Here is a 16,802-nt window from a genome sequence, read left to right as displayed (position 1 = left end):
AGTAGCGCCTTGCATCATCAAGCCTGCGCCGTTCGGCTGCTGATTGTTATTCATCCCAAACTCTCATTGAACGCCTCAAGCGCAGTACACAGACGCTGCCAGCCCGATTCACCGGCGGGCAGTCCAAAGCGCAGACTTTCCGGCTGTTCGAAGTGACGTAACAAAATGCCTTGATTGGCCATATATTCATATAATTGTGGCGCCCGCTCAGTTGCCACCCACTGAAACAGTGGGCAGCCACCAAGCGCTGGCAAACCTTGCGCTGCCAGTAAGTCAGCAAGCCGCTGGGAATCACTCAGCAACCTTTGGCGTTGCGCTGACTGGCCCGAAACATCCTTTAGCAACGCCGTTGCCACCACCCGAGTCGGACCGCTAATCGGCCATGGCCCGAGCATTTCGGCGAGGTTTTGCAGCAAGTGTTGCTGCGCCAGGACAAAGCCCAAACGCACACCGGCCATACCGAAAAACTTGCCAAACGAACGCAATACAATCAGCCCCGGTAGATGGCTGAAGCGGGCCAGACTCTGCTCTGGGGTACAGTCGATAAACGCCTCATCAACCACCAACCAACCGCCGCGCTCAGCGAGGCGCGAATGCCATGCGAGTAGTTGTTCCGGCTCGATAAGACGCCCGGTCGGGTTGTTCGGATTGATCAACACCAGCACATCCAGACGATTGAGCGCGCGATTGATACTGGCCTCGCTAAAGCTCAGCAATTTGTGCCCGTGACGGCGCCATGCAGCTGCATGCTCGGCATAGGCCAGCGGTAGCATTCCGACAATTGATTTACGCCGCAAACGCGGTAACGCCTGAATCGCAGCTTGCGAGCCGGCCACAGGCAACAGCGTGCTGCAGCCATAATAATCACGTGCCGCAGCCTCCAGGCCGTCTTCAGTTTCTGGCAATCGTTGCCACGCGGACGCAGGAATATCGGGCAGCGCCCAGCCATAGGGCGCGATACCGGTAGACAAATCCAGCCACTGCGGCAACGCGATGCCAAATTGCAGCGCGGCCAGACGCAAGCGTCCACCGTGCTCAAGCACTGAACAATTCCCACGCGCCCAACAGCAGCAGCCAAAGCAACACGCCACCCCAGACCAGATTAAGCGCCCGCTCGATATCGGCGGCGCGCGCCTGTGGCCCAGCGCCTAACTCAGGACGTTGATGAATCTCGCCGTGGTATTGCGCAGCGCCGCCCAATTGCACATTCAAGGCGCCCGCCCCGGCCGCCATGACCGGCCCCGCATTTGGGCTGTCCCACAGCGGTGCTTGTTGACGCCAGCAACGCAAGCCCAGACGGGTATTGCCGAGCAATGAATACGTCAGCGCAACCAGACGCGCAGGAATGTAATTGAGTGCATCGTCAATCTTCGCCGCGGCCCAACCAAAGCGTTCATAGCGTTGATTGCGATAGCCCCACATCGCGTCCAGGGTATTGCTTAGGCGATACAATACCACCCCTGGCGCCCCTGCGATGATGAACCAGAACAGCGTGGCAAACACTGCATCACTGCCGTTCTCCAACACCGATTCGGTGCCCGCACGCGCCACACCATTAGCGTCAAGCTGCGCCGTATTCCGACTGACCATATAACCTACACGCTCGCGAGCCAGGCCGAGATCACCCAGGCGCAACGCTTGCACGACAGGCCGCGCATGCTCACCCAGGCTGCGCAAGCCCAGCGCCACGTAAAGCGCAACAATCTCGACAAACCAGCCAAAGGCTGAGACCTGGCTAAGCAGCCAAGCCAGACCGGTCAACGGCAACACGGCAAGGCACCATGCGCTGACACCATGACTGCGCCAGCCAGCGCCTGACGGATTAAACCGTTGCTCAATTCGCTCGGCCCACTGACCGAACGCCACTAACGGATGCCAACCTTTGGACTCACCAAAAATTGCATCCGCGGCAACACCTGCAACAGTGCTCAAAAACAAACTCATCCTCGCGCTTCTACGCAACCTCTTATCAATGCCTGTAACTGCTGCACGCCATCGGTGAGCGCAGCAGGACCGGGCTGGAGGATATCTGCCGATTTGATCTCGTGCAGCTGTTGATTGAGCACGGCCGGTATTTTTTCCCAACCCGGACGCGCAGCCACCTGTTCAGGGCGGAACCGCTTGCCGCACCATGAACCGATGATCAGATCAGGAGCGCGCCGCACCACCTCGTCCGGGTCGGCAATAATTCGCTGCTTGGCAGCCTTGAAATGGCCCAGTTCAGCAAAACAATCTTCACCGCCAGCCAGTTGAATCAACTCACTGACCCAGCCAATACCGCTGATCAAGGGCTCGTTCCACTCCTCAAAGTAAACCTTCGGGCGAAACGCTAACTGTTCTGCACCTTGGCGGATCTGCTGAAGACCCGCCATTAATTCAGTGATCAACTGGCTGGCGCGATCATTGGCATGCACCAGCGCGCCAAGGGTTTCGATCATGCGTAAGCAGCCATTGATATCGCGCTGATTAAACAGGTGAACTTCCAGCCCTGCTCGGGCCAGGTCTGCAACGATATCCGCCTGCAAATCACTGTAGCCAAGCACCAAGTCCGGCTGCAGGGCGATAATCATCTCCAGCTTTGCGCTGGTGAAGCCGCTGACCTTGGGCTTTTCCTTGCGGGCTTGCGGCGGTCGTGCGGTGAAGCCGGAAATACCCACAATACGCGACTGCTGGCCGAGCAAGTACAGGGTTTCACAGGTTTCCGTAGACAAACATACTATGCGTTGTGGTCCTACCATCACGCTCCCCATCGATTCTCAAAAAGCAGTTCACTCAGCTCACGAGGTTGCGCCCAACCTTGCTCCTGCAACATGGGTTGCTGATAAAACGCGTGCACGGGTCCAAGACACAAAACGGCAAGCGGCTTACTGCCAGCGGGCATGTCCAATAGTTTGCCGAGTGCAAAAGGATCAAAGAGTGACACCCACCCCATCCCTAAACCTTCAGAACGTGCAGCCAACCACATATTCTGAATTGCGCAGGCCAGAGAGGCTAAATCCATCTCTGGCAATGTGCGGCGACCAAAAATATGCGCTTCGCGCTGGTCCATCAGGCCGACCACCAACAGTTCAGCGCAGTCACGAACGCCCTCGACCTTGAGGCGCATAAACTCCTCAGAACGCTCATTAAGCGCCTCGGCCGTGCGCACACGCTCTTGCTCGACTAACCCGGCGATCGCCTCGCGGGTTTGCGCCTGGGTGATACGGATAAATCGCCAAGGCTGCATCAAACCAACACTCGGCGCCTGATGCGCAGCCTCAAGCAATTTGGCTAACAGTTCAGGCGCGACCTGGCCACCACTGAAGTGACGCATATCACGTCGCTCGGCAATGACTCGGTAGATCGCGGCGCGCTCTGCTGCGCTGTAGGCATGTTCACTCATGGCCGAAACAGCTCTGCAACAGCGCGAGGATTAGAGGCGAAGTAGAAATGAATGTACGAGGCGGTCAGTCGCCCCTGACGATAGACCGCCTCACGGGTGCGCCGGTAGTTCGGGCACTCACCACGAGCGATCTCAGGCAGCTCGCCCTCAAGCGATGAGTGATGGAAGGTGTGCCCGCGTAACAGCCCTTCAGGCAACTCAACTTCTTGCAAAGCCAATGCTGTCAGCCGTGGTTGCAGGGTCGCACGACCATCCAGCAACCCCAGCATTGCAGCGCTCTCGCCTTGCTTGTCGGTCAAGGACTCAAGCAAATAGAGCATGCCGCCGCACTCGGCCAATATCGGTTTCCTCGCGGCATGATGCTGCCTGATCGCCGTGGCCATTGCCTGGTTCGCTGCCAACTGCTGCAAATGCAGTTCTGGATAACCACCCGGCAAATACAGGCTATCCGCCGGCGGTAAAGCGTTGTCCTTGAGCGGTGAGAAAAAGCACAGGGTGGCGCCCAGTTCGCGTAATACATCGAGGTTTGCCTGATACAAAAAGGCAAATGCGCCGTCGCGCGCGACCGCAATCCGCACACCAGCCAACAGCGGCTCAACCGGATGCACTTCAGGTGCTGCAAAATCAACCGGCGGCGGCAGTTCGACTTGCGCACTGGCGGCCAGCGCATCTGCTGCTACATCCAGCCGGGCATCCAGATCAGTCAACTCATCGGCCTGAACCAAACCCAGGTGACGGCTTGGCAATTCGATGTCGGCACTGCGCGGCAAAGCGCCATACCAGCGAATAGACTCTGGTAAGGCATCGGCCAGAATTTGCCCGTGACGCACGCTGCCAACGCGATTGCCCAAGACCCCAGAGAAAGGTAACCCCGGTTGAAAAGTGGCCAAACCATGGGCCAGTGCAGCGAAGGTTTGCGCCATGGCCGAGGCGTCAATGACCGCCATGATCGGCACCGCAAAATGCCGGGCAAGGTCGGCTGCAGATGGCGAACCATCGAACAGGCCCATGACCCCTTCAATCAGGATCAAATCGGCATCGCCCGCCGCGTGCCACAATAAACGCCGGCTTTCGACCTCTCCGACCATCCATAAATCCAGCTGGTACACCGGCTGACCGGAAGCGCGCGCAAGGATCATCGGATCGAGAAAATCAGGCCCACACTTGAACACCTGAACCCGTTTGCCCTGCCGCGAATACAAGCGCGCGAGCGCAGCAGTAACCGTGGTCTTGCCTTGCCCGGAAGCAGGCGCAGCGATCAGCAATGCCGGGCACTGGCGGGCGGTCAAAACTCAACCCCTTTCTGCGCTTTCACCCCCGCTTTGAAGGCATGCTTGACCAGCGTCATGTCGGTCACGGTATCCGCCGCCTCTACCATCCCCGGCAGAGCGCCGCGCCCGGTCACAACCACATGCTGCAACAGCGGCCGGGATTCGATATCCGCCAGCACAGTTTCAAGCTCAAGATAACCGTACTTCAACGCAATATTGAGCTCATCCAGTACCACCAGCGCAACTTCCGGGTCGTGCAATAACTGTGCAGCTACCGCCCAGGCCTCACGGGCTTTTTCGATATCGCGCTGACGATCCTGAGTTTCCCAGGTAAAGCCCTCACCCATGACGTGGTAACTGACTTCATCCGGAAAACGGCGGAAGAAACTCTCTTCACCGGTGCTCGCCGCGCCCTTGATGAACTGCACCACACCGACTTTATAACCGTGCCCCAGGGCTCGGGCGACCATGCCGAAGGCGGAGCTGCTTTTACCTTTGCCGTTGCCGGTATGCACCAACAACAAACCATACTCGTCTTGTGCCTGAGCAATTTTTTCATCGATCAGGGCTTTTTTGCGCTCCATCCGGACCTTATGCCGAGTATCACGCTCATTGGACTCACTCACGACTGCACCTCACGCTGACGGTCAGAAAATGCGGCATGCAGGCCGACAAACAAAACACAGGCAACGCCCACATATAAGGCCAGGTTGATTAGATTGCGCGGGTAATAAACCGCAATACGCTCACCCAGTTGGGCCAGGCTTGGGTCCGGGTAACGGCCCGAGAAGAACAGAAACCCGCCACCTGAAAATAGATAACAGACAAAAGCGCTCACCGAGGCAATTGCAGCCAGCAATAACAGGTTACTCAGTTGATGACGGTGCATACCGGCATACAACCGCCCACCCAACCAGAGTGAGCCATAGGCTGGGATCAACATCCAATAAGCAGGTGACATGCACCAGTCACTCACGCCCGCCCATTGCACAGCAGCCATATCGAGCAACGAAGCCTCGACAAACAACGCAGGAAATACCCAGCGCGGTTTAAGCAACACACCTGCCATAAAGAACACAGCCCAGGATGCGCTGGGCAGGTTGACCGTGGCGAAATGTTGACCACGGGTCATGGCCATCAAGGCAGCAAGTGCAATGCCGACCAGCAACTGGTTACGCGGTGAAAGGTTCATCATCTTCTCCTGTGGGTTGCACCAGAACGCCCTGGGACGTTCCGGGCATTGCCTTAGTGGTTTTATCCGCTAGAGCGCTTGGTAACGCACGCTGAAATACACGGCCTGCCCTGGCTGGTTGTAGCCCTCGGCAGTTTCATAATCGGCACCGAGCAAATTCGCTATGCGGCTTTGCAGGCGCCATTCCTCGGTCAGGCGATACTCACCGCGTAGATCAACCGTGGCGAAGCCCGAAAGCTCCTTGGTGTTGGCCAAGTCGTCGTAACGCTGGCCTTCGGCATGCACGCTGCCACCGATGCTGAACTTGCCTATCCGGCGATCCACATCAAGGTTGAACAGTTGCTTGGCCCGGCGCGCCAATTCGTTGCCATCATTGGCCCCGCCCGACTGGTTTTCCGGATCCATCAGGGTGTAGTTTGCGTTCCAGTCGAAACCTAGCAGCTGGCTGGCCACCACCAGTTCAACCCCATTGATTCGTGCCTTATCGACGTTTGACGGGCCTTGAATTGAGGAGTCATAAGCAATCAGGTCGTCGATTTCATTGCGGAAAGCGTTAATCGACCAGTGCCCCCAATCGTGCTGACCGGTCAGCCCAATTTCCAGGCTCTCCGAGGTTTCAGCATCCAGGTTTGGATTGCCATAATCGGGGAAATACAACTCGTTGAACGTCGGCGCCTTAAATGCAGTGCCGTAGCTGATGGTGCTGCGCAACCAGTCAGTCAGGGCAAAGCCATAGGCAACATTGCCTGTCTGGTGATCACCGAATTGCTGGTTATCATCGCGGCGCAGTGCCACTTGCCAGTCATGACGCCCGACATCACCCAGGTACTGAACGAAGTAGCCATTATTGTCGCGCGAGTCACTGTCGTAGTCGGTGCTGCCGTTGATCTCGTCGCGCTGGTAGTCAGTGCCCATGGTCAAGGTTTGGCCATCAGCAATGGTTACATCGTTCTGCCAGCTGGCGGTATCGCGGCGACTGTCAAAGCGGGACTCGAAGCTACCGTCGGTGTAGCTGTCGGACTTATCTTCGCTGCGCCCGGCTTGCAAAGTAACCAGCCAGATATCGAAGGGAGAGAAACGCGCACGCGCACCGTAAACGTTGGTCTCGCCATCAGCATTGGCGTTGAAACCTGAAGTGCGGCTACGGCTGACGCTGTCGTAATCATTATGCGACTTGGCTTTAAGCACGTTGCCATCAAGTTCCAGGCCGTTGTCGAAACGGTAACCGGCGCTCAAGCTACCCGACAGGTTGCGATAACCATCGTCGTCGCTTTCATAGCCGTTGATATTTGCCGATTTGACATTGATGCCGTCGGTGTCCGAACTGCTGACCCCGACGCTGTACCAGGCCTTGTCGTCGCCACCGGAAACACCTGCGCTGCCGGTGTAGGTGTCATGGGTGCCGTAACCTGCCGAGAAAAACGGTTTGGCACCGCCGTTCTGCCCTTTACGGGTAAAAATCTGGATGACTCCACCAATCGCTTCTGAGCCATACAGGCTAGAGCGTGGGCCGCGCACCACCTCAACACGCTCGATCAACTCGATTGGCAGGTCCTGCAAGGCTGCGCCGCCCGAGCTGACAGAGCCAACCTTGACCCCATCGATCATCACCAAAATATGATCAGACTCAGTGCCGCGCATAAACAGCGAGGTCGACTTTCCCGGACCACCATTGTTGGCCAACGAAACACCCGGGACTTTGCGCAATAACTCAGGTACAGAGTTGACCTGACTTTGCTCGATTTCTGCACGGTCAAATACAGTCACGGCAGACAGGCTCTGTTCAGCTGTTTGCGCCGTGCGCGTGGCGGTAACCACGGTATCGTCAAGCTGGTTCGGTTCTACTGCGAAAACCTGCGAACCGCTGGAAACGCCGCAGAACAGAACTGCTGCTGACGTGAAAAAGGACTTACTGTTCATCGTATATGCTCCGCCGCTCTCACCCGTGCGACCTAGGCTGGGAAAGACATACGGAGAACAGCGGACGCATTAACCACAGGCACGCAAAGACGCACAAGACGGTGCTACGCCCGACAAAGCCCTCCGCGATGCCGTGAAATTGCGACAGGCCGGTCTCCGGGCTTACGAGCAGCGCGCTGTTACCAGCACAGCTACAAACGCACCTTCCCATGCAGATGCACAGTGGTTGAAAAAGCGTTTGATTTGACTCGTTTACCGTTGCGGGGGCAGCGTCGGAATAGTTTGGCGTGAACACGCGAAACGCACCGACTTCCCTGTTTCACCCTGTAAATACAAGGCACCTGAAGCAAGCCGCGCAGAGTAGTGACTTGCGAGCAGAAGGTCAAACAACAATGCACAGACGGCTTGCGATTACCTGATTTCGCAGAAAACCACCGAATTGAAGTCAGTGACGCGGATGAAAGCCAGCAGGTTTGTCCGCCAACCAGGCCACAAAGGTGCGCAGGCGCTCATCACTCAAAAGGCTATCGCGCGTGTTGTAGGTCAGCGCCAGCTCTTTTTCGCTGAATAAGCGGTGTACTTGGTTATGGCAAGCGCGGCACAACCATAAGGTGGCCGTTATGCGCTCGCTCTTGGCGTAGCGCTTTTGCACGTAGGGTTTGTTATGTAGCGACTTGGGGATCAAATGATGACGGGTTAACAGCGCATTGCGCGCACATAACTCGCAGGCTTCGGGCTGGGGCGGCAGACGAATAGGTTCAGGCATAGAAGCTGTTTAGCGCTTACGGCACAACGTCAGCCCATCACCCACTGGCAGCATCGACAGGTCAACCCGTGGATCATTTTTAAGTTGCAGGTTAAGCGCTTGAATAGCCCGCGTATCAGCGCTTTCAGGCGCAACCTCAAGCACTCGACCGCTCCACAGGGTGTTATCGAAAAGCAGTAAACCACCGGGCTTGAGCAAGCGCAGCGCCTGCTCCAGATACTGCGGATAATTGGCTTTGTCGGCATCGATAAAAATCATATCGACCGCCTCGGTGAGCCCTTCATTTTCAAGCTCAGCCAGGGTTTGCAGGGCTGGCGCCAAGCGCTGCTCAATACATTCGCTAACTCCAGCTTGCTGCCAATAACGCTCGGCAATGGCATTGTAATCCGCAGGCAAGTCGCAGCAAATAAGCTGGCCGCCAGCGGGCATTGCCTGAGCCATGCATATGGCGCTGTAACCGGTAAAGGTACCAACCTCAACAATGCACTTTGGCGCAAGCAACTGCACCAATAGCGCCATGAACTGACCTTGCTCAGGTGCTATTTGCCAACGCGCATTGGCCAGCTCTGCGGTTTCTTCGCGCAAGCGCTTAAGCAACACCGATTCGCGCAGCGATACATCGAGCAAGTATTGGTACAACAACTGATCAAGATTGAGCGTTCGGTTGGTCATTATCTTTCCGGCTCGCCATCAGTTAGCGCCCGACAGGGCTTTCTAACACGGTAGTTTTCAGCGGTTTCTCACATGTTGTGCGCAAGCTCAGGGCCAAATACGCGCTTGGCATCCAGATAGGCACCCTGCCAATAACGATTGCTCAGGCTGTCGAGGCGCACGGTGCCGCCACTCGAGGGCGCATGCACAAACCGGCCTTCACCCACATAGATTCCCGCATGGCTGACTCTGCTGCCGCCACTGGTCGCAAAGAACACCAAGTCACCACTTTGCAGATTGCTGCGACTCACGTTTTGCCCGCGCATTTGGCTCAGTTGCGAAGTGGTGCGTGGCAAGCTGATACCCGCTACATCTCGGTAGACGAAACCAATTAAACCACTGCAATCGAAGCCGCCGTCAGGCGTATTACCACCATAACGGTATGGCGTGCCGACCAAGCCAATTGCACGAATCAGCACATCATCGGCATTGCCATTGGCGGCGGGATTGGTTATTCGAGGGACAGGCTGTGATGCCGGAGGATGACTGGAGCAGGCGCTGAGCAGCGCTGCAAGTGAGATCAATACAATGCGGATCGTTCGAGTCATGCGAGGCGCACCTTCTTCCCTAATGCGCCTACTCTGCCGTGCTATCGCTTATGACGCAAGCGTGAGCGTGATGCGAGCACGGGTTGGCTGCGAGAAGCTTTATGCGCAGAGAGCACAGTTCGCGAAAATCCAGCCTTGTGATTTAGCCCCGAGCGAGCACGCGAAGCCAACATTGGCTGATTGCGCGAACCCTCACCGTTGAGGAAGCGCTTGGCCCCAATATAGTGGCGGGACCAATAGCTGTTACCCAACTTACTGATACGGATGGTCTTACCGGTACGGGGTGCGTGAATAAAACGCCCCTCACCGATGTACAGGCCAATGTGGCTTACGCGACCATTGCCGTTGTGGTTAAAGAACACCACGTCCCCGGCGCGCAGGTCGTTTTTGGCGACTTTAGGGGCCTTCATCTTAATCATCTGCGCAGTGGTACGCGGCAGGTGGATATTCGCCTCGCTACCAAACAGGTAAACGATCAAGCCACTGCAATCAAAACCACGGCGAACATTGGTGCCGCCCCAACGATAAGGCACACCGATCAATTCCTGGGCGCGGCCCACTACCGCAGCAGCGTTACCCAGAGACATTCTTTCTGATTTGGCGTGTTTATCTGTGGCATGTACAGAAAAGCTCGCAAGCAACCCAAACGAGCAACAAAACAGCAAACTTAATAGAGATTTACGCATTACAAAACCTGAGCAGCAACAGCGGTTGCGGATGCTAAAAAAATACCTACCGCCCCAGCCCCATCAACGTGTCAGACAACGATGAAACCGGCACAACAAAAATGAAAAAAGGCGCCGAAGCGCCTTTGCACAAACAAATTAGCGGACAGTAACTCCCTGCCCGGTTGAAGCCATCGCCAGTGCGCGCTTGGCTTCCATGTAGGTTCGCTTCCAATAGGGACTTTGCAGGCTGTCTACGCGAACCCCACCACTGCGCCGGCTGGCAGAGTGGATAAATCGATCATCCCCCAGATAAATCCCGGCGTGGCTAACGCGGCCACGGCCATTGGTGCTGAAGAACACCAAATCACCTGGTTCCAACTCATCGCGCTTCACTATCGGCGCATCGATGTTAATCATTTCGCGGGTAGAACGTGGCAACTGCATGCCAGCTTCTTCTTCAAACAAATAGCCGATAAAGCCACTGCAATCGAATCCCGATTTAACAGTGCTGCCGCCCCAGCGATAGCGCGTACCAACCAAGGAAAGACCGTGCTCTAGAATAGAGTCGGCTAACTGCGGTAGCTGGTAAGACTTCTGTTCGGCGAGCGCATCAGTAAAGTCGGTAAAGTCTTCCGTCGCAGTATTGTCGGAGAACGCCACAGGCTCGGTAATCTGAGGTTGTGGTGCCTGGCTAGCACAGGCCGCCAGAAGAACCGTGAGTGCAATAGGCACGAGGGGTGCGAAGCGTTTTAGCATGGGCACAGCCGTGTCGAATTCAATAAATTCGCGAGACTATGCCTTCTATAGCGTCGATTTGCAAATTCTATCGCCTGAAATGTGACCTAGCAGCTCCGGCAAAACATCTAAGGCCTTTCCTGGCAAATACACATCAACCGTAGCGCTTAGCTCAGTTCGTGCAGGGTTTATTTCCGCCGTGAAGCTGCCAGCGGCACGGGCTCGCAGCACGGGTTCGACAATATATGGGAAGCTCGCGCTGGTCCCGATTGTCAGCACCAAGTCAAAGCCCTGACCGATCTGTTGATAAAGTGAGTCGAGCGCTTTTTCCGGCAGCATCTCTTCAAACAACACCACTGGCGGTCGCAAGACGCCAGCGCATTGCCGACACCGCGGTGGTAATTGAGCCTCTAGGCAAGCCGCCAGATCATGCTCAAGTTGCCCGCATGACTGGCAGTAAAGCGGTGCAAGCTGGCCGTGAATTTCGATCAGTCTTTCATCCGGGCTACCCGCCGCGCGATGAAAGCCATCAATATTCTGCGTTAGCAACCAACACTGCGGCTTGAGTCTTTGCAGCTCAGCGATTACCCGGTGCCCCGCATTAGCGTGTGCGCCAAGACATGCACGGCCAAGCTCAGCCAGATACTTCCAGCACAGCGCCGGGTCACGTTGCAGCATCGGTCCGCTAAGTGCGGCCTCAATCGGCAAACCCTCGCTGGTATTGCCGTTATAGAGGCCGCCAACGCCACGATAGGTCGGCAAGCCTGAATCAGCTGAAAGTCCTGCACCGGTGATAATCAACACGCGCTCGGCGCAATTGAACGCCCGGGCCAGTTGCTCGATATCGCTCAGCATCGTTGACTCCTTACCGTTGCGCCGTTGCGCCGTCGCGCCGTCGCGGCAAATAGTCGCACTCAGTGATTAACCGTATACGCCAACATCGTAGACAACTGGCACAGCGGCCGCCCGCTTTGTTCATGCCAAGTATTAAAAGCCGCCTGCACCGTGGCAAGGTCTCTGAGACTGGTCGGGACTTTATCGATAATGCCCTACGCATTTAGCGCGGCGACCATGTCATTGGTCGGCACAAAGGTATCCTTACCGACCATGCGTAAAAACCGTGGTGCGGACAAACCACCCATTTGCGCACCCTGTTTGGCGATGTACTTCCACAAGCCAACAATATCAGCCACCGGCCAACCGGCAATAAGCTCACCGAAACTGCCCTTTTCGTGGCGCACATCGAGAATAAACTGAGCGTTACGCGGCACGCTCTTGAGCTTGCCAAGGTGACGAATGATCCGTGCGTCCTGCATCAGGTTTTCAATCCGCTCAGCGCCCATCAGCACGACTTTCTCGGGGTCAAAACCAAAGAAAACCTGCTCAAAGGCAGGCCATTTGGCATCAATCACACTGTGCCTCAACCCAGCACGAAACACCCGCAAACTCATCACCGACAAGTAGCGGTCATCGGTAATGCTGCGTAGATACTCAGCCGACGCAGGTTGAGGCAAGTGGGCTTCAAGCTCGGCGGCAGAACCAAAACGATTCAGGCAATATTCGTTAAGCCATTTGTAGTCGCGCATTGATTACCTTTGCCAAGAGTTTGTCCGACTTTAACGCAGCCGCCTGCGAGCCTTTGCTTGCAGACTGGAAATAGAGGCAGCTGCGATTCAGAGGTTCAGAGGTTCATTACATCAACAAAGCGCGGCGTCGCATCCTGATCGATCTTCAAGCTGGCGAAGTCGAACAACGCTCGGTCAGCCAATTGCGACGGCACAATGTTCTGCAGTGAGCGAAACATGATCTCGGTGCGCCCAGGGGTTTTGCGCTCCCACTCTTGCAGCATTTCCTTGACCACCTGGCGCTGCAGGTTCTCTTGCGAGCCGCACAGGTTGCACGGAATGATCGGGAACTCTTTCAACGTCGAATAGGCTTCGATGTCCGCCTCGTTGCAGTAGGCCAGCGGACGAATCACCACGTTGCGCCCGTCGTCAGAACGCAGCTTGGGCGGCATGGCTTTCAGGGTGCCGCCGTAGAACATATTGAGGAAGAAGGTTTCCAGAATATCGTCACGGTGATGGCCCAAAGCCATTTTGGTTGCGCCAATTTCATCAGCGAAAGTGTAAAGAGTGCCGCGACGCAGGCGCGAGCACAGCGAACAGGTCGTTTTGCCTTCAGGTATCTTTTCCTTGACCACTGAATAGGTGTCTTTCTCGACGATGTGATACGCCACGCCAATCGACTCCAGATACGCTGGCAGCACGTGCTCAGGGAAACCTGGCTGCTTTTGATCCATGTTCACTGCGACAATTTCAAACTTGATCGGCGCTACTTTCTGCAAATGCAGCAGCACATCGAGCATGGTGTAACTGTCTTTACCGCCCGACAGGCACACCATCACCTTGTCGCCATCTTCGATCATGTTGTAGTCGGCAATAGCTTCGCCAGCCTGACGACGCAGACGTTTTTGCAGTTTGTTCTGATTGACCGAGAGGGTGCCCATGGTGCGCTGGTGTCCGCATAGAAATACTAAAGCCCGACAGTTTACCTAGATTGTGCGCGCCGCCCCACCCCATTAATCGCCTGATGCAGCGATTTAGCCGCGCAAGTGACAAATGAGACTTTGGACACAGTTACCGGCGCTCAACTCGATCACTCGCTGCGAGCTGGCGACACAGTTGGTAGGCTTAGCCCATGACTGATGTTCTTGACCCAAACCTCGATTTACCCGAGCAGCTACTGAGCCTGCTACAGGCTGCACCCGAAGGGCTTAGCGAGTACGCGCTTATTCAGCAGCTGAAAAGCCTGAACTCAACGCATATCCCCAACGTGCCGTTGACCGACAAACTGGCCTTGTTTCGCACCCATTTCCTATTGTTTAACGCGCTCTATCGCCTGCGCGATCAGCTTTGGCAGCAACAAAGCGCCGATCTACACATCAGCGCAATCTTGATCGAGTTACGCCCCTTTCAAGTCGACCCGCAATCGGGGCAGCAAACCTTGGGCGAACATGACCCACTGCGCAGCTATTACCTGGACATGGCCAACTTGAGCGGTATTGAAGAACGCGATGTTGAAAAGCTATTGGTGAGTTTCTGGACGCGTATGCAAGGCGGCGATGAAAAACTGGCCGCCCTTGAGCTATTCGAACTCCAAAACAGCACTGAAACCCTCAATTTAGTGCGGATCAAGCAGCGCTATCGCCAATTAGTGAGCATTCATCACCCGGACCGGGGCGGCAATACGCAGCGCTTGCAGTCGATCAACAAGGCCATGGAAATTCTCACTCGCTATTACCAGTGAGTTCTAAATACCTATTTGCTCTAAGGGTATTGCCCTTGCCTTTTCTAGTCTTTGCCTATACTGCGACATACGGTCGCATTTAAATTGGCCTGTACCCGGCAACGCTGCCCACGCGTCTCGGGCACTCCGCTGGGGGGCGGCCGGATAACAAGAGGAGGTGCCTGTATGATCCACCATGTTTGGGGGCTCTTCACCCATCCCGACCAAGAATGGCAAGAAATACGTGGCGAAGAAGAATCCATCAGCCACATGTATCTCACCCACGTCCTGGTACTCGCGGCGATTCCCGCAGTATCGGCGTATATCGGAACCACGCAGGTAGGCTGGTCAATCGGCCAGCGCGAACCGGTGATGCTGACCGAAAGTAGCGCACTGTACCTCACGATCATGTCCTATATCGCCATGCTTGCAGGGGTTGCAGTCATGGGCGCGTTTATTCACTGGATGGCGCGCACCTATGACGCCACGCCATCATTCACCCGCTGCGTGGTGTTTGCCGCTTATACCGCGACCCCACTGTTTATAGGAGGTTTGGCTGCACTCTATCCGCACATGTGGTTGGGTTTGATACTTGGCACAATAGCCATTTGCTACACGGTGTACTTGCTTTACGTGGGTATTCCAACCTTCATGAGCATTCCTGAGGACGAGGGGTTTATGTTCTCAAGTTCAGTGCTCGCCGTTGGTTTGGTGGTTCTGGTGGCGATGATTGCCGCATCGGTCATTTTTTGGGGGATAGGCATTGGCCCGGAATACACCAGTTGATCAATAGCTGAAAACATCTGACGAAACCACCCACGGGTGGTTTCGTCGTTTAACAGCTGCCAGAACGGCTTGGCACGGGCATAATTGGGCCTCTGATTAGTTGCTGTGAAGCCTATGCCCGACCAGATCCACGACCGCGTAGAAGCCTGTTACTTACAAGCTGAGGCCTTCTTCAAGCAACCCTTTCCGCGCCCGGAAGTTAGTTTCAAGCTGCGTGGACAAAAGGCTGGAGTCGCCCACCTCACGGAGAACAAGCTGCGTTTTAACCTGCAACTGTACCGTGATAACCAGCAAGACTTTCTAACGCAAACCGTTGCCCACGAAGTCGCCCACCTGATTGCCCATCATCTATTTGGGTTAAGCATTCAGGCCCACGGCGAAGAGTGGCAACTAATCATGCGTGGCGTTTACGAACTGCCGCCTCATCGCTGCCACAGCTATGCGGTCCAGCGTCGCCAAGTGCAGCGTTATATCTACCGCTGCACTTGCCCGGACAGCAAAGGTGAGTTCCCCTTCTCTGCCCAACGCCATGCGCTGGTTGCTAAAGGTCGGCGCTATTTCTGTCGACGCTGTAAAGTCACGCTGAGCTTCACTGGCGAGCAGCGCGTCGAATAACCCTCGCCACCGCATCTAATAATTATTGTCCTCGCGAAGCCGCTGCATGCTTGAGCCCCGTTACGCAGGTCTCGCGTCAACGGCCACACGGGCCTTGGCCTGCCCCATAAATGCGCTGCTGGGCAATTTCCATGCGCGGTCTCGAACGTGCATACTCAATTTCTAATTGCGCAAGGACAGGCTAATGATCGAACCCATTTTGCTTACCGCTACCCGCTTGTGGACATTTGATCAGGACCGTCAACTGACCAACGCAACTGGCTTTTTCTTTGAGCGTGATAAGCGACTATTTTTAGTGACCAGCCGTCACGTGGTGGTCGACGCGGCCACCGAGCACTATCCCAATCGCATTGAAATCGAGTTGCACACCGATGTGGACAACATTGCAGAGTCGATCGGATTTTCGGTCCCTTTGTACCTGGATGGCAAAAGTATCTGGCGTCAGGCCGAGGATGCCACCGGAGAAATTGACGTCGCGGTGATCGAACTCAATCGCGCGGCCTTGCCTGAAAAAATGTTCTATCAGGCTTTCACTCCCGCGCATTTGCAGCACTCATTGGATCAGGTAGAAGTCGGCAGCTCATTGCTGGTGGTGGGCTTCCCACTGGGCTTTCACGACACCTTGCACCATATTCCCGTGGTCAGGCAGGCGGTTATCGCATCATCATTCGGCCTCAGATTTCAGGGCGAAGGCTATTTCTTGAGCGATGCCCGCACGCACCGTGGCATCAGTGGCGCCCCCGTGGTAATGCGTGCGACTTCGGCACAAAAGCAAGCGCTCGGTGAATTACCCTGGGTCCTTTTGGGCATTCACTCTGCTCGTCTTGATGTCGGCACCCGTGATCTTGAGCTTGATGAAGCGCTGGGGCTCAATTGCACCTGGTACGCCGATGTATTGATGACCCTTACCCAAGCGTAAACGG

19 protein-coding genes, 1 pseudogene and 1 riboswitch are annotated in these 16,802 nt (G+C 55.7%); of the genes and pseudogenes, 4 read left to right on the top strand and 16 right to left on the bottom strand.

The window, feature by feature from the left end; all coding sequences use genetic code 11:
• Positions 1 to 50: 50 nt before the first annotated feature.
• The 16 genes and pseudogenes from cobD to ttcA all read right to left on the bottom strand — a co-directional run bounded on the left by cobD (position 51) and on the right by ttcA (position 13,699).
• On the bottom strand, positions 51 to 1,043 hold the full coding sequence (gene cobD / locus B9K09_RS08225) for a threonine-phosphate decarboxylase CobD (protein WP_087516352.1): 993 nt from the start codon (positions 1,041 to 1,043) through the stop codon (positions 51 to 53).
• On the bottom strand, positions 1,036 to 1,944 hold the full coding sequence (gene cbiB / locus B9K09_RS08220) for an adenosylcobinamide-phosphate synthase CbiB (protein WP_087516351.1): 909 nt from the start codon (positions 1,942 to 1,944) through the stop codon (positions 1,036 to 1,038). Before cbiB ends, cobD begins: the two co-directional genes overlap by 8 nt.
• The gene (locus tag B9K09_RS08215) at positions 1,941 to 2,738 is read right to left on the bottom strand and encodes a cobalamin-binding protein (protein WP_371917439.1); all 798 of its coding nucleotides are present in this window, start codon (positions 2,736 to 2,738) and stop codon (positions 1,941 to 1,943) included. Before B9K09_RS08215 ends, cbiB begins: the two co-directional genes overlap by 4 nt.
• Positions 2,738 to 3,382, bottom strand: coding sequence for a 5,6-dimethylbenzimidazole synthase (bluB, locus tag B9K09_RS08210; protein WP_087516350.1), 645 nt, complete (start codon positions 3,380 to 3,382; stop codon positions 2,738 to 2,740). The genes B9K09_RS08215 and bluB overlap by 1 nt, the downstream gene beginning before the upstream one ends.
• Positions 3,379 to 4,671, bottom strand: coding sequence for a cobyrinate a,c-diamide synthase (locus B9K09_RS08205; RefSeq protein ID WP_087516349.1), 1,293 nt, complete (start codon positions 4,669 to 4,671; stop codon positions 3,379 to 3,381). Before B9K09_RS08205 ends, bluB begins: the two co-directional genes overlap by 4 nt.
• Complete coding sequence (gene cobO, locus B9K09_RS08200) at positions 4,668 to 5,279, bottom strand: cob(I)yrinic acid a,c-diamide adenosyltransferase (RefSeq protein ID WP_087516348.1); 612 nt, start codon at positions 5,277 to 5,279, stop codon at positions 4,668 to 4,670. Before cobO ends, B9K09_RS08205 begins: the two co-directional genes overlap by 4 nt.
• Positions 5,276 to 5,848 carry a hypothetical protein gene (locus B9K09_RS08195; RefSeq protein ID WP_087516347.1) on the bottom strand — a complete coding sequence of 191 codons (573 nt, stop codon included), beginning with the start codon at positions 5,846 to 5,848 and terminating at the stop codon, positions 5,276 to 5,278. Before B9K09_RS08195 ends, cobO begins: the two co-directional genes overlap by 4 nt.
• Positions 5,849 to 5,914: 66 nt before the next feature.
• Positions 5,915 to 7,765, bottom strand: coding sequence for a TonB-dependent vitamin B12 receptor (gene btuB / locus B9K09_RS08190; protein WP_087516346.1), 1,851 nt, complete (start codon positions 7,763 to 7,765; stop codon positions 5,915 to 5,917).
• 129 nt (positions 7,766 to 7,894) lie between these two features.
• Positions 7,895 to 8,125: riboswitch (cobalamin riboswitch) on the bottom strand.
• A gap of 85 nt (positions 8,126 to 8,210) precedes the next feature.
• A complete protein-coding gene (locus tag B9K09_RS08185) occupies positions 8,211 to 8,531 on the bottom strand; it encodes a hypothetical protein (protein ID WP_087516345.1) in 321 nt (106 codons plus the stop codon).
• Between the two features lie 9 nt (positions 8,532 to 8,540).
• Entirely contained in the window at positions 8,541 to 9,203 is a 663-nt protein-coding gene (locus B9K09_RS08180) for an O-methyltransferase (protein ID WP_087516344.1), read from the bottom strand.
• A 68-nt stretch (positions 9,204 to 9,271) separates the two neighbouring features.
• On the bottom strand, positions 9,272 to 9,790 hold the full coding sequence (locus B9K09_RS08175; protein WP_087516343.1) for a C40 family peptidase: 519 nt from the start codon (positions 9,788 to 9,790) through the stop codon (positions 9,272 to 9,274).
• Positions 9,791 to 9,831: 41 nt separating this feature from the next.
• Positions 9,832 to 10,377, bottom strand: coding sequence for a C40 family peptidase (locus tag B9K09_RS22780; RefSeq protein WP_371917438.1), 546 nt, complete (start codon positions 10,375 to 10,377; stop codon positions 9,832 to 9,834).
• A 237-nt stretch (positions 10,378 to 10,614) separates the two neighbouring features.
• Entirely contained in the window at positions 10,615 to 11,214 is a 600-nt protein-coding gene (locus tag B9K09_RS08165) for a C40 family peptidase (RefSeq protein ID WP_087516341.1), read from the bottom strand.
• 45 nt (positions 11,215 to 11,259) lie between these two features.
• Complete coding sequence (locus B9K09_RS08160) at positions 11,260 to 12,048, bottom strand: NAD-dependent deacylase (protein WP_087516340.1); 789 nt, start codon at positions 12,046 to 12,048, stop codon at positions 11,260 to 11,262.
• Positions 12,049 to 12,107: 59 nt separating this feature from the next.
• Positions 12,108 to 12,779: pseudogene (locus B9K09_RS08155) on the bottom strand (DNA-3-methyladenine glycosylase I).
• A gap of 95 nt (positions 12,780 to 12,874) precedes the next feature.
• The gene (gene ttcA, locus B9K09_RS08150) at positions 12,875 to 13,699 is read right to left on the bottom strand and encodes a tRNA 2-thiocytidine(32) synthetase TtcA (RefSeq protein ID WP_087516339.1); all 825 of its coding nucleotides are present in this window, start codon (positions 13,697 to 13,699) and stop codon (positions 12,875 to 12,877) included.
• A 191-nt stretch (positions 13,700 to 13,890) separates the two neighbouring features.
• Here ttcA and B9K09_RS08145 point away from each other — a divergent pair, with 191 nt between their 5' ends.
• The 4 genes from B9K09_RS08145 (at position 13,891) to B9K09_RS08130 (ending at position 16,798) form a co-directional block, all read left to right on the top strand.
• Positions 13,891 to 14,499 carry a DNA-J related domain-containing protein gene (locus tag B9K09_RS08145; RefSeq protein WP_087516338.1) on the top strand — a complete coding sequence of 203 codons (609 nt, stop codon included), beginning with the start codon at positions 13,891 to 13,893 and terminating at the stop codon, positions 14,497 to 14,499.
• A 165-nt stretch (positions 14,500 to 14,664) separates the two neighbouring features.
• Positions 14,665 to 15,264: a Yip1 family protein gene (locus tag B9K09_RS08140; protein WP_087516337.1), complete on the top strand. Its 600-nt coding sequence runs from the start codon at positions 14,665 to 14,667 to the stop codon at positions 15,262 to 15,264.
• 114 nt (positions 15,265 to 15,378) lie between these two features.
• Positions 15,379 to 15,879 (top strand): SprT family zinc-dependent metalloprotease, encoded by a 501-nt coding sequence (locus B9K09_RS08135; protein ID WP_087516336.1) that lies wholly within the window; start codon positions 15,379 to 15,381, stop codon positions 15,877 to 15,879.
• 184 nt (positions 15,880 to 16,063) lie between these two features.
• Positions 16,064 to 16,798 carry a serine protease gene (locus B9K09_RS08130; RefSeq protein WP_087516335.1) on the top strand — a complete coding sequence of 245 codons (735 nt, stop codon included), beginning with the start codon at positions 16,064 to 16,066 and terminating at the stop codon, positions 16,796 to 16,798.
• Positions 16,799 to 16,802 lie beyond the last annotated feature (4 nt).

Origin of the sequence: Pseudomonas sp. M30-35 (assembly GCF_002163625.1) — a bacterium.
GTDB lineage: Bacteria > Pseudomonadota > Gammaproteobacteria > Pseudomonadales > Pseudomonadaceae > Aquipseudomonas.
This window is presented reverse-complemented; position numbering and strand designations above follow the sequence as displayed.